This is a genomic window from Pseudomonas sp. P5_B3 (assembly GCF_056400405.1).
Genome location: NZ_JBFULI010000033.1, coordinates 45,515 through 58,019, shown reverse-complemented (window position 1 = coordinate 58,019; position 12,505 = coordinate 45,515). Strand labels below are relative to the sequence as shown.

Genomic DNA, 12,505 nt, shown 5'->3' with positions numbered 1-12,505 from the left:
TGCTGCCTACGATTCAACTAGCGCCACTCCAGGCCGACAAACTGGCACTATCATCAACTCAAGTTGGCGGAGATAACGGATATGTCCCTACGCACCCTGCTCACCACCCTGCTGCTCGGCTGCAGTTTTTCGGTGATGGCAGCCACAGAAATCGTCTCCCTCCAGTACCACACCAGCGCGGACCTGCTACCGGTGGCGCAGGACTTCATCGGCAAGGAAGGCCAGGTCAGCGCCTACGGCAATCAACTCATCGTCAACGCCGATCAGCGCAAGATCGACGAACTTAAAGCCCTCCTTTCGCAACTCGACACTGCACCCAAGCGCCTGTTGATTACCGTCGACACCAGCGACAACAACTTCCAGGGCGACCAGGGTTACTCGGTGAACGGTGCCAAGCCCGGCCAGACCCGCATCATCAACTACAGCACCGACAGTCGCGACGGCGGCATTCAGCAAGTGCAGGCCAGCGAAGGCGCACCGGCACTGATCCAGGTCGGCCAGAGCGTGCCGATCACCAGCAGCCAAAGCGATTCCTATGGCGGTTACAGCAGCCAGACCGAGTATCGCAACGTCACCCAGGGTTTCTACGTCACGGCAAACGTCACCGGCGACATCGTTCACCTGTCGATCAGTACCAACCGTGACCGCATGAGCCAGGAACGTCCCGATGTAGTGAACGTACAAAGCACCGACACAACCGTCACCGGTCACCTCGGTGAGTGGATCCTGCTGGCCGGGGTCAATGGCCAGACCCAGGCCGACAAACAGGGCCAGACCCACAGCTACTCGACCCAGAGCCGCAACGACATGACACTGCGGGTGAAAGTCGACACCTTGGACTAAAGCACCAAAAACTGACTGACGAGTCGTATTAGACCAAAGATGTAGTGCCATAAAAAAAGCACTACAAAACGTTTGACGAGCCAAAAAAGCGAAGGCATGATGGCCTCGCTCCCGCTAATCAGAGGCCCTGGCAAGGGCCTTCGAGGCGATGTTCGCAACCTACCCCCGCGAACCGCTTCGTGTCTGTACCGCCCACAAGGTGTGTTTGACGAGGTTGTCGACTGGAACGAAGTTGTCCCGAGGGACGGAAGCGTAATAGGTAACCCGGCACCACACTGTTGTTCGCACCAAGGCCCACGACGCCCGAATGCGCCCGCAGTTCGCCTTTACCTGCTCACTTCCCCTCGAGCCGATCGTTCATCCCGTCGCCCTCCCCGCCGAATCCGACTTGACCGCTTAAGCTTCTGGTCAGCGAGCGCAGGAATTTTCCACCGCAGAACAACTTTTCATAAAGACGCGACGAGGTTTATCTCCCATGGCACTGACACGCGAACAGCAAATTGCAGCCCTCGAAAAAGACTGGGCTGAAAACCCGCGCTGGAAAGGCGTGACACGCACTTACTCCGCTGCTGACGTCGTCCGCCTGCGTGGCTCGGTTCAACCTGAGCACACCTTTGCAAAAATGGGCGCCGAGAAGCTGTGGAACCTGGTGACCCAGGGTGCCAAGCCGGCCTTCCGTCCTGAGAAAGATTTCGTCAACTGCATGGGCGCCCTGACCGGCGGCCAGGCTGTACAACAAGTCAAAGCCGGCATCCAGGCGATCTACCTGTCGGGCTGGCAAGTGGCTGCGGACAACAACTCCGCCGAATCGATGTACCCGGACCAGTCGCTGTRCCCGGTGGACTCGGTTCCAACCGTGGTCAAGCGCATCAACAACTCGTTCCGTCGTGCCGACCAGATCCAGTGGAAAGCCGGCAAGAACCCGGGCGACGCTGGCTACATCGACTACTTCGCGCCAATCGTGGCTGACGCTGAAGCCGGTTTCGGCGGCGTACTGAACGCTTACGAGCTGATGAAGAGCATGATCGAAGCAGGCGCCGCCGGCGTTCACTTCGAAGACCAGCTGGCTTCCGTGAAGAAATGCGGCCACATGGGCGGCAAGGTACTGGTTCCTACCCAGGAAGCCGTACAGAAGCTGACCGCTGCTCGCCTGGCTGCTGACGTTGCCGGCACTCCGACCATCATCCTGGCCCGTACCGACGCCAACGCCGCCGACCTGCTGACGTCCGACTGCGACCCGTACGACCAGCCATTCGTGACTGGCGAACGTACCCAGGAAGGTTTCTACAAGGTTCGCGCCGGTCTCGACCAGGCCATCGCTCGCGGCCTGGCCTACGCTCCGTACGCCGACCTGATCTGGTGCGAAACCGCCAAGCCGGACCTGGACGAGGCTCGTCGCTTCGCTGAAGCGATCAAGAAGGAATACCCGGACCAACTGCTGTCCTACAACTGCTCGCCTTCCTTCAACTGGAAGAAAAACCTGGACGACGCGACCATCGCCAAGTTCCAGCGCGAACTGTCCGCCATGGGCTACAAGCACCAGTTCATCACCCTGGCTGGCATTCACAACATGTGGCACAGCATGTTCAACCTGGCGCACGACTACGCCCGCAACGACATGACTGCCTACGTGAAACTGCAAGAGCAGGAATTCGCTGACGCCGCCAAGGGTTACACCTTCGTGGCTCACCAGCAGGAAGTGGGCACCGGCTACTTCGACGACATGACCACCGTGATCCAGGGTGGCTCGTCCTCGGTAACCGCGCTGACCGGTTCGACCGAAGAAGAACAGTTCCACTGATCTGCTTCGACTGAGACATCAGCCGCTGCGGACCGAATAGAAAGCTAACCGCAGCGCTGCACATCTGACGCCCCGACTGGTTCGGGGCGTTTTTTTGCCTGCGATTTAATCAGCACCGCCAAACCCTGTGGGAGCGAGCTTGTTCGCGATAGCGATCCTTCGGGCAAAGATGCTGTGTCTGACACACCGCCATCGCGAGCAAGCTCGCTCCCACATGGGAAAGCGGCGACCGGAAAAACATTGATCCAGAGCGGTACGACTGTCAGAAAGATCCGCTAAAACGCTCACTGGCGCTACTTGCTGTAACGCTCATATAAGACAACTTCCCGAGTATCCGACGGACAAGCAGTTTAAAAACCAAGTCAAACAATATTGATTATCATTTAGCGTGAACAATGTTCGTTACATTCCCTACAAAACATAATTGACGAAATGCCGGCTAATGCCCGAGCCGCAAGGCCTGTGGGGGGGTTTAGGCTCGCTATGTCCTTATTCCTATAATAAATTTCGCCATAGGAATTTTACTTGCCGGGTGTTTAGCCATAAAATCAGCTGGATTGATTGCTGCGACATATCGTCACTGCTTTTGTTTCTTTTCAAGCTCAGAGACCTTTGCTCTCTGTTAAGGATTACCAGCATGCCCGAAGCGACAGGACTCATGGCCCACAACTGGGGCTTTGCCATTTTCCTTCTAGGCGTTGTCGGCCTCTGCGCCTTCATGCTCGGTGTTTCCAGCCTCCTCGGGTCAAAAGCCTGGGGCCGCAGCAAAAACGAACCGTTCGAGTCCGGCATGCTACCTACAGGTGGCGCCCGCTTGCGGCTCTCAGCCAAATTCTATCTGGTCGCGATGCTCTTCGTGATCTTCGATATCGAAGCCCTCTTTCTCTTTGCCTGGTCTGTGTCCGTCCGCGAAAGCGGCTGGACCGGATTCGTCGAAGCTCTCGTTTTCATAGCAATTCTGTTGGCAGGCCTTGTCTACCTATTCCGAGTGGGCGCCCTTGACTGGGCTCCGGAAGCTCGGCGCAAGCGGCAAGCGAAGCTGAAACAATGAGGCTTTGGCAATGCAATACAATCTCACCAGGATCGACCCCGATGCTCCTAACGAGCAGTATCCGATTGGCCAGCGGGAAACCGTTTCCGATCCGTTAGAAGATCAAGTCCACAAAAACATTTTCATGGGCAAGCTCGAAGACGTGCTTAACGGCACGATCAACTGGGGGCGCAAGAACTCCCTGTGGCCGTATAACTTCGGTCTTTCGTGCTGCTACGTGGAAATGACCACCGCCTTCACGGCGCCCCACGACATCGCGCGCTTTGGCGCCGAAGTTATCCGGGCATCGCCGCGCCAGGCGGATTTCATGGTTATCGCCGGTACTTGCTTCATCAAGATGGCGCCGATCATTCAGCGTCTCTACGAGCAAATGCTCGAGCCTAAATGGGTCATCTCCATGGGTTCGTGCGCCAACTCCGGTGGCATGTACGACATCTACTCCGTCGTTCAAGGGGTGGACAAGTTCCTGCCCGTGGACGTCTACGTGCCTGGCTGCCCGCCCCGCCCTGAAGCTTTCCTGCAAGGCTTGATGCTGTTGCAGGAGTCGATTGGCCAGGAGCGTCGTCCACTTTCCTGGGTCGTTGGTGATCAAGGCGTCTATCGCGCCGAGATGCCTTCCGAAAAGGAAAAACGCCGCGAACAGCGTATTCAGGTAACCAACCTGCGCAGCCCCGACGAAGTCTGATCCAGATCTGCCTCTTTCCATGGAACGAGAACCTGGCTTCATTCTTTACGTTGACCGAAAGCGATAAAATAACCATGACTACAGGCAGTGCTCTGTACATCCCGCCTTACAAGGCAGACGACCAGGATGTGGTCGTCGAACTGAACAACCGTTTTGGCCCGGAGGCGTTCACCGCCCAGGCTACCCGCACCGGCATGCCGGTGCTTTGGGTTGCCCGCGCCAAACTCGTCGAAGTCCTGACTTTCCTGCGTAACCTGCCCAAGCCGTACGTCATGCTTTATGACCTGCACGGCGTGGACGAGCGTCTGCGTACCAAGCGTCAAGGGTTGCCGAACGGCGTCGACTTCTCCGTGTTCTATCACCTGATGTCGATCGAACGTAATAGTGACGTGATGATCAAGGTCGCCTTGTCCGAGAACGACCTCAACCTGCCTTCCATCACCAGCATCTGGCCGAACGCCAACTGGTACGAGCGTGAAGTCTGGGACATGTACGGCATCCACTTCACCGGCCACCCTCACCTGTCGCGCATCATGATGCCGCCGACCTGGGAAGGTCACCCGCTGCGCAAGGACTTCCCGGCCCGTGCCACCGAGTTCGACCCGTTCACCCTGAACCTGGCCAAGCAGCAGCTCGAGGAAGAGTCCGCGCGCTTCAAGCCGGAAGACTGGGGCATGAAGCGTTCCGGTCCGAACGAGGACTACATGTTCCTCAACCTCGGCCCGAACCACCCGTCCGCGCACGGTGCGTTCCGCATCATCCTGCAGCTGGACGGTGAAGAGATCGTCGACTGCGTACCGGACGTCGGTTACCACCACCGTGGTGCCGAGAAGATGGCCGAGCGCCAGTCCTGGCACAGTTTCATTCCGTACACCGACCGTATCGACTACCTCGGCGGCGTGATGAACAACCTGCCATACGTGCTGTCGGTCGAGAAGCTGGCCGGCATCAAGGTGCCGGAGAAGGTCGACGTCATCCGTATCATGATGGCCGAGTTCTTCCGGATCACCAGCCACCTGCTGTTCCTGGGTACCTACATCCAGGACGTCGGCGCCATGACCCCGGTGTTCTTCACTTTCACCGACCGTCAGCGCGCGTACACGGTGATCGAAGCCATTACCGGTTTCCGCCTGCACCCGGCCTGGTACCGCATCGGTGGCGTCGCCCACGACCTGCCGCGCGGCTGGGAAAAACTGGTCAAGGATTTCGTCGAGTGGATGCCCAAGCGTCTGGACGAATACCAGAAAGCCGCACTGGACAACAGCATCCTGCGTGGCCGGACCATCGGCGTCGCCGACTACAACACCAAAGAAGCCCTGGAATGGGGTGTCACCGGTGCCGGCCTGCGTTCGACCGGTTGCGACTTCGACCTGCGTAAAGCGCGTCCGTACTCGGGCTACGAGAATTTCGAGTTCGAAGTGCCGTTGGCCGCCAATGGCGATGCCTACGACCGCTGCATCGTGCGTGTCGAGGAGATGCGCCAGAGCATCAGGATCATCGACCAGTGCCTGCGCAACATGCCGGAAGGCCCGTACAAGGCGGATCACCCGCTGACCACGCCGCCGCCGAAAGAGCGCACCCTGCAGCACATCGAAACCTTGATCACGCACTTCCTGCAGGTTTCGTGGGGCCCGGTCATGCCGGCCAACGAATCCTTCCAGATGATCGAAGCGACCAAGGGCATCAACAGTTATTACCTGACGAGCGATGGCGGCACCATGAGCTACCGCACCCGGATTCGTACCCCAAGCTTCCCGCACTTGCAGCAGATCCCTTCGGTGATCAAAGGCAGCATGGTCGCGGACTTGATTGCGTACCTGGGTAGTATCGATTTCGTTATGGCCGACGTGGACCGCTAAGCATGAATAGCACGCTTATCCAGACAGACCGTTTCACCTTGAGTGAAACCGAGCGCTCGGCCATCGAGCACGAGCTGCATCACTACGAAGACCCGCGCGCGGCGTCGATCGAAGCCCTGAAGATCGTTCAGAAGGAACGCGGCTGGGTGCCGGACGGCGCCCTGTACGCCATTGGCGAGATCCTCGGCATCCCGGCCAGCGACGTTGAAGGCGTGGCGACGTTCTATAGCCAGATCTTCCGTCAGCCAGTGGGCCGTCACATCATTCGCGTCTGCGACAGCATGGTCTGCTACATCGGCGGCCACGAGTCCGTGGTCAGCGAAATCCAGAGCAAGCTGGGCATCGGCCTGGGTCAGACCACCGCCGACGGTCGTTTCACCCTGCTGCCGGTCTGCTGCCTCGGCAACTGCGACAAGGCGCCGGCGTTGATGATCGACGACGACACTTTCGGTGATGTGCAGCCAGCAGGCGTTGCCAAATTGCTCGAGGGCTATGTATGACCCTGACTTCCTTCGGTCCTGCCAACCGCATCAAGCGTTCGGCCGAGACTCACCCGCTCACCTGGCGTTTGCGTGACGACGGCGAAGCCGTCTGGCTCGACGAGTACCAGGCCAAGAACGGTTACGCCGCTGCGCGCAAGGCCTTCGCCGACATGGGCCAGGACGACATCGTCCAGACCGTGAAAGATTCCGGCCTCAAGGGTCGCGGCGGTGCAGGCTTCCCCACTGGCGTTAAGTGGGGCCTGATGCCCAAGGACGAATCCATCAACATCCGCTACCTGCTGTGCAACGCGGATGAAATGGAGCCGAACACCTGGAAAGACCGCATGCTGATGGAGCAACTGCCCCATCTGCTGATCGAAGGCATGCTGATCAGTGCCCGCGCCCTGAAAACCTACCGTGGCTACATCTTCCTGCGTGGCGAATACACCACCGCCGCCAAGCACCTGAACCGTGCGGTGGAAGAAGCCAAGGCAGCTGGCCTGTTGGGCAAGAACATCCTGGGCAGCGGCTTCGACTTCGAGCTGTTCGTCCACACCGGCGCCGGGCGTTACATCTGCGGTGAAGAAACCGCACTGATCAACTCCCTCGAAGGCCGCCGCGCCAACCCGCGCTCCAAGCCGCCCTTCCCTGCCGCCGTTGGCGTGTGGGGCAAGCCGACCTGCGTGAACAACGTCGAGACCCTGTGCAACGTGCCGGCGATCATTGCCGACGGCGTGGACTGGTACAAATCGTTGGCCCGTGAAGGCAGCGAAGACATGGGCACCAAGCTCATGGGCTTCTCCGGCAAGGTCAAGAATCCGGGCCTGTGGGAACTGCCGTTCGGCGTCACCGCACGCGAGCTGTTCGAAGACTACGCCGGCGGCATGCGCGACGGTTACAAGCTCAAGTGCTGGCAGCCTGGCGGCGCCGGTACCGGCTTCCTGTTGCCGGAACACCTGGACGCACAAATGTACGCCGGCGGCATCGCCAAAGTCGGCACCCGCATGGGTACCGGCCTGGCCATGGCGGTGGACGACAGCGTCAACATGGTGTCCCTGCTGCGCAACATGGAGCAGTTCTTCGCTCGCGAATCCTGTGGCTTCTGCACCCCTTGCCGCGATGGCTTGCCATGGAGCGTCAAGCTGCTGATGGCCATCGAGAACGGCGAAGGCCAGCCAGGCGACATCGAGACCCTGCTGGGTCTGGTCGGTTTCCTCGGCCCGGGCAAGACCTTCTGTGCTCACGCACCGGGTGCCGTGGAGCCGTTGGGCAGCGCAATCAAATACTTCCGTCCAGAGTTCGAAGCCGGTATCGCGCCTGTCAGCGCCACCGTCCCGCCTCTGGCAAGGCCGATCCTGGTCGGCGCGTAAACGCTTAAAAAAGGCGAAGGGTCCGTGCCCTTCGCTTTTCGTGTGATGACGCCTTTAACGGCTGTGTTGATTCACGCGGATAACAAGATTCCATTAGCCACGCCCGCTGACACCGGGCCAACGAAGAACTTTGAACCATGGCCACTATCCACGTAGACGGCAAAGAGCTCGAAGTCGATGGGGCAGACAACCTGTTACAGGCATGTCTGTCGCTAGGCCTCGATATTCCGTATTTCTGCTGGCACCCTGCCCTTGGCAGCGTTGGCGCTTGCCGCCAGTGCGCGGTCAAGCAGTACACCGACGAAAACGACACCCGTGGTCGTATCGTCATGTCCTGCATGACCCCTGCCACCGATGGCACCTGGATCTCCATCGAAGATGAAGAGTCCAAGGCATTCCGCGCCAGTGTTGTTGAATGGCTGATGACCAACCACCCTCACGACTGCCCGGTCTGTGAGGAAGGCGGTCACTGCCACCTGCAAGACATGACGGTCATGACCGGCCACAACGAGCGCCGTTACCGCTTCACCAAGCGTACCCACCAGAACCAGCAACTGGGCCCGTTCATTTCCCACGAAATGAACCGCTGCATCGCTTGCTACCGCTGCGTGCGCTTCTATAAGGATTACGCTGGCGGCACCGACCTCGGCGTATTCGGCGCCCACGACAACGTGTACTTCGGTCGCGTTGAAGACGGCACCCTGGAAAGCGAGTTCTCCGGCAACCTCACCGAGGTCTGCCCGACCGGTGTGTTCACCGACAAGACTCACTCCGAGCGCTACAACCGCAAGTGGGACATGCAGTTCTCGCCGAGTATCTGCCATGGCTGCTCCAGCGGCTGCAACATCTCCCCGGGCGAGCGTTACGGCGAACTGCGTCGCATCGAAAACCGTTTCAACGGTTCGGTGAACCAGTACTTCCTGTGCGACCGTGGCCGTTTCGGCTATGGCTACGTCAACCGCGAAGACCGCCCGCGTCAGCCGCTGCTGGCCAACGGCGCCAAGCTGAGCCTCGACGAAGCGCTGGACAAAGCCGCTGACCTGCTGCGCGGTCGCAACATCGTCGGTATCGGTTCGCCACGCGCCAGCCTCGAAAGCAACTATGCGTTGCGCGAACTGGTGGGCGCCGAGCACTTCTACTCGGGCATCGAAGCTGCCGAGCTGGAGCGAATCCGCCTGGTCCTGCAAGTGCTGAAAGACAGCCCGCTGCCAGTACCGAACATGCGTGACATCGAAGACCACGACGCCGTGTTCGTCCTTGGTGAAGACCTGACCCAGACTGCTGCACGCATGGCCCTGTCCCTGCGTCAATCGGTCAAGGGCAAGGCCGAAGACATGGCCGACGCCATGCGCGTCCAGCCTTGGCTCGACGCCGCGGTGAAGAACATCGGTCAGCACGCGCTGAACCCGCTGTTCATCGCAAGCCTGGCTGAAACCAAGCTCGACGACATCGCCGAAGAATGTGTTCACGCCGCTCCAGACGACCTGGCCCGCATCGGTTTCGCCGTGGCTCACGCCCTCGACGCCAGCGCTCCAGCCGTTGAAGGCCTGGACGCTGAAGCCCTCGAACTGGCCAAGCGCATCGCCGACGCCCTGCTCGCAGCCAAGCGTCCACTGATCATCGCCGGTACTTCCCTGGGCTCCAAAGCCTTGATCGAAGCCGCCGCGAACATCGCCAAAGCTCTGAAGCTGCGCGAGAAGAACGGTTCCATCAGCCTGATCGTGCCAGAGGCCAACAGCCTCGGCCTGGCCATGCTCGGTGGCGAATCGGTCGATGCCGCGCTGCAAGCCGTTATCGACGGTAAGGCCGACGCCATCGTCGTGCTGGAAAACGATCTGTACACCCGTACCGACAAGGCCAAGGTCGATGCTGCACTGACCGCCGCCAAAGTGCTGATCGTCGCCGACCATCAGAAGACTGCCACCAGCGATCGCGCGCACCTGGTTCTGCCAGCCGCCAGCTTCGCTGAAGGCGACGGTACCCTGGTCAGCCAGGAAGGCCGCGCCCAGCGTTTCTTCCAGGTTTTCGATCCGAAGTACATGGATGCGAGCATCCTGGTTCATGAAGGCTGGCGCTGGCTGCATGCCCTGCGCGCGACCCTGCTGAACCAGCCGATCGACTGGACCCAACTGGACCACGCCACCGCCGCCGTCGCTTCCAGCACCTCGATCCTGAACCGCATTGTTGATGCCGCACCGTCCGCCGCGTTCCGCATCAAGGGCATGAAATTGGCCCGCGAACCGTTGCGTTACTCCGGTCGTACCGCCATGCGTGCCGACATCAACGTGCACGAACCGCGTACCCCGCAGGACAAGGACACCGCGTTCGCCTTCTCAATGGAAGGTTACTCGGGTTCCGCCGAACCGCGTCAGCAAGTGCCATTCGCCTGGTCTCCGGGCTGGAACTCGCCGCAAGCCTGGAACAAGTTCCAGGACGAAGTCGGTGGTCACATCCGCGCTGGTGACCCGGGCACCCGCCTGATCGAAACCAGCGGTGACTCGCTGAACTGGTTCGCCAGCGTTCCGCGCGCGTTCAACCCGGCCCAGGGCACCTGGCAGGTTGTGCCGTTCTTCCACCTGTTCGGCAGCGAAGAGAACTCTTCGAAAGCCGCTCCGGTTCAGGAACGCATCCCGGCCGCCTACGTCGCACTGGCCAAGTCCGAAGCCGACCGCCTGGGTGTCAATGATGGCGCCATGCTGAGCTTGAACGTGGCCGGCCAGACCCTGCGTCTGCCGCTGCGCATCAATGAAGAGCTGGGTGCTGGTCTGGTGGCACTGCCTGCGGGCATCGCCGGCATTCCGCCAGCCATCTTTGGCCAATCCGTTGACGGTCTGCAGGAGGCAGCTCAATGACCTTGTTCACTCCTGAAGTGATCGACATCATCATCGCAGTCCTCAAGGCCGTGGTGATTCTGCTCGCCGTAGTGGTCTGCGGCGCCCTGCTGAGCTGGGTCGAGCGTCGTCTGCTCGCCCTCTGGCAGGACCGTTACGGTCCGAACCGCGTCGGTCCGTTCGGCGCGTTCCAGATCGCGGCCGACATGATCAAGATGTTCTTCAAGGAAGACTGGACCCCGCCGTTCGCCGACAAAGTAATCTTCACTTTGGCGCCGGTCGTGGCCATGAGCGCCTTGCTGATTGCCTTCGCGATCATCCCGATCACCCCGACCTGGGGTGTCGCGGATATCAACATCGGCATCCTGTTCTTCTTCGCCATGGCCGGTCTGTCGGTCTACGCGGTGCTGTTCGCCGGCTGGTCGAGCAACAACAAGTTCGCCCTGTTGGGCAGCTTGCGGGCCTCGGCGCAAACCGTGTCGTACGAAGTGTTCATGGGCCTGTCGCTGATGGGCATCGTGATCCAGGTTGGCTCGTTCAACATGCGTGACATCGTCGAATACCAGGCGCAGAACCTGTGGTTCGTCATTCCGCAGATCTTCGGTTTCCTGACCTTCTTCATCGCTGGCGTCGCCGTGACTCACCGTCACCCGTTCGACCAGCCGGAAGCGGAGCAGGAACTGGCCGACGGTTACCACATTGAATACGCCGGCATGAAATGGGGCATGTTCTTCGTCGGCGAGTACATCGGCATCGTGTTGATTTCGGCGCTGCTGGTGACCTTGTTCTTCGGTGGCTGGCACGGTCCGTTCGGCATCCTGCCGCAGATCCCGTTCATCTGGTTCGCGTTGAAAACCGCGTTCTTCATCATGTTCTTCATCCTGCTGCGCGCCTCGATTCCGCGCCCACGGTATGACCAAGTGATGGATTTCAGCTGGAAGTTCTGCTTGCCGCTGACCCTCGTCAACATGCTGGTGACCGCTGCGATCGTGTTGCTCAACACGCCCGCCGTCGCGGCTCAGTGAGGATAGAATCATGAAGTACATATTTGACATCGTGCATGGCTTCTACACCCAGCTTCGCAGCCTGGTGATGATTTTCGGCCACGCCTTCCGCAAGCGCGACACGCTGCAGTACCCGGAAGAACCGGTCTACCTGCCGCCGCGCTACCGTGGACGTATCGTCCTGACCCGCGATCCCGACGGTGAAGAGCGTTGTGTTGCGTGCAACCTGTGCGCCGTGGCGTGCCCGGTCGGTTGCATCTCGCTGCAGAAAGCTGAAACCGAAGACGGTCGCTGGTACCCGGACTTCTTCCGCATCAACTTCTCGCGCTGCATTTTCTGCGGCCTCTGCGAGGAAGCCTGCCCGACCACCGCGATCCAGCTGACACCGGATTTCGAAATGGCCGAGTTCAAACGTCAGGACCTGGTTTACGAGAAAGAAGATCTGCTGATCTCCGGCCCCGGCAAAAACCCTGATTACAACTTCTATCGTGTTGCAGGTATGGCGATTGCCGGGAAGCCGAAAGGCTCCGCGCAGAATGAAGCCGAACCGATCAACGTGAAGAGCTTGCTGCCTTAAGG

At 59.9% G+C, this 12,505-nt stretch carries 10 protein-coding genes; all 10 read left to right on the top strand.

The genetic code is table 11. From position 1 onward, the window contains the following. Positions 1-81 precede the first annotated feature (81 nt). The gene (locus tag AC1DRN_RS19345) at positions 82-843 is read left to right on the top strand and encodes a secretin N-terminal domain-containing protein (protein WP_223461559.1); all 762 of its coding nucleotides are present in this window, start codon (positions 82-84) and stop codon (positions 841-843) included. 475 nt (positions 844-1,318) lie between these two features. After that, on the top strand, positions 1,319-2,644 hold the full coding sequence (aceA, locus tag AC1DRN_RS19340) for an isocitrate lyase (protein ID WP_477786774.1): 1,326 nt from the start codon (positions 1,319-1,321) through the stop codon (positions 2,642-2,644). Positions 2,645-3,281: 637 nt separating this feature from the next. Continuing rightward, positions 3,282-3,695 carry an NADH-quinone oxidoreductase subunit A gene (locus AC1DRN_RS19335; protein ID WP_003223812.1) on the top strand — a complete coding sequence of 138 codons (414 nt, stop codon included), beginning with the start codon at positions 3,282-3,284 and terminating at the stop codon, positions 3,693-3,695. A gap of 10 nt (positions 3,696-3,705) precedes the next feature. After that, positions 3,706-4,380, top strand: a complete 675-nt coding sequence (locus tag AC1DRN_RS19330; RefSeq protein ID WP_007970441.1) for a NuoB/complex I 20 kDa subunit family protein — start codon at positions 3,706-3,708, stop codon at positions 4,378-4,380. Positions 4,381-4,454: 74 nt separating this feature from the next. After that, the gene (nuoC, locus tag AC1DRN_RS19325) at positions 4,455-6,239 is read left to right on the top strand and encodes an NADH-quinone oxidoreductase subunit C/D (protein ID WP_223461557.1); all 1,785 of its coding nucleotides are present in this window, start codon (positions 4,455-4,457) and stop codon (positions 6,237-6,239) included. A gap of 2 nt (positions 6,240-6,241) precedes the next feature. Continuing rightward, entirely contained in the window at positions 6,242-6,739 is a 498-nt protein-coding gene (nuoE, locus tag AC1DRN_RS19320; protein ID WP_008020715.1) for an NADH-quinone oxidoreductase subunit NuoE, read from the top strand. Then, positions 6,736-8,091 carry an NADH-quinone oxidoreductase subunit NuoF gene (nuoF, locus tag AC1DRN_RS19315; protein WP_223461555.1) on the top strand — a complete coding sequence of 452 codons (1,356 nt, stop codon included), beginning with the start codon at positions 6,736-6,738 and terminating at the stop codon, positions 8,089-8,091. Before nuoE ends, nuoF begins: the two co-directional genes overlap by 4 nt. 137 nt (positions 8,092-8,228) lie before the next feature. Continuing rightward, positions 8,229-10,943 (top strand): NADH-quinone oxidoreductase subunit NuoG, encoded by a 2,715-nt coding sequence (gene nuoG, locus AC1DRN_RS19310; protein ID WP_223461553.1) that lies wholly within the window; start codon positions 8,229-8,231, stop codon positions 10,941-10,943. Next, positions 10,940-11,947 carry an NADH-quinone oxidoreductase subunit NuoH gene (nuoH, locus tag AC1DRN_RS19305; RefSeq protein ID WP_046037838.1) on the top strand — a complete coding sequence of 336 codons (1,008 nt, stop codon included), beginning with the start codon at positions 10,940-10,942 and terminating at the stop codon, positions 11,945-11,947. The genes nuoG and nuoH overlap by 4 nt, the downstream gene beginning before the upstream one ends. 10 nt (positions 11,948-11,957) lie before the next feature. Then, on the top strand, positions 11,958-12,503 hold the full coding sequence (gene nuoI, locus AC1DRN_RS19300) for an NADH-quinone oxidoreductase subunit NuoI (RefSeq protein ID WP_007970449.1): 546 nt from the start codon (positions 11,958-11,960) through the stop codon (positions 12,501-12,503). The last annotated feature ends 2 nt before the right edge of the window (positions 12,504-12,505 follow it).

Excerpts from the sequence above, each read along its gene's own strand:
- AC1DRN_RS19345 (WP_223461559.1), top strand. The coding sequence starts at position 82 with ATGTCCCTACGCACCCTGCTCACCACCCTGCTGCTCGGCTGCAGTTTT.
- AC1DRN_RS19335 (WP_003223812.1), top strand. The coding sequence starts at position 3,282 with ATGCCCGAAGCGACAGGACTCATGGCCCACAACTGGGGCTTTGCCATT.
- AC1DRN_RS19330 (WP_007970441.1), top strand. The coding sequence starts at position 3,706 with ATGCAATACAATCTCACCAGGATCGACCCCGATGCTCCTAACGAGCAG.
- nuoC (WP_223461557.1), top strand. The coding sequence starts at position 4,455 with ATGACTACAGGCAGTGCTCTGTACATCCCGCCTTACAAGGCAGACGAC.
- nuoE (WP_008020715.1), top strand. The coding sequence starts at position 6,242 with ATGAATAGCACGCTTATCCAGACAGACCGTTTCACCTTGAGTGAAACC.
- nuoF (WP_223461555.1), top strand. The coding sequence starts at position 6,736 with ATGACCCTGACTTCCTTCGGTCCTGCCAACCGCATCAAGCGTTCGGCC.
- nuoG (WP_223461553.1), top strand. The coding sequence starts at position 8,229 with ATGGCCACTATCCACGTAGACGGCAAAGAGCTCGAAGTCGATGGGGCA.
- nuoH (WP_046037838.1), top strand. The coding sequence starts at position 10,940 with ATGACCTTGTTCACTCCTGAAGTGATCGACATCATCATCGCAGTCCTC.
- nuoI (WP_007970449.1), top strand. The coding sequence starts at position 11,958 with ATGAAGTACATATTTGACATCGTGCATGGCTTCTACACCCAGCTTCGC.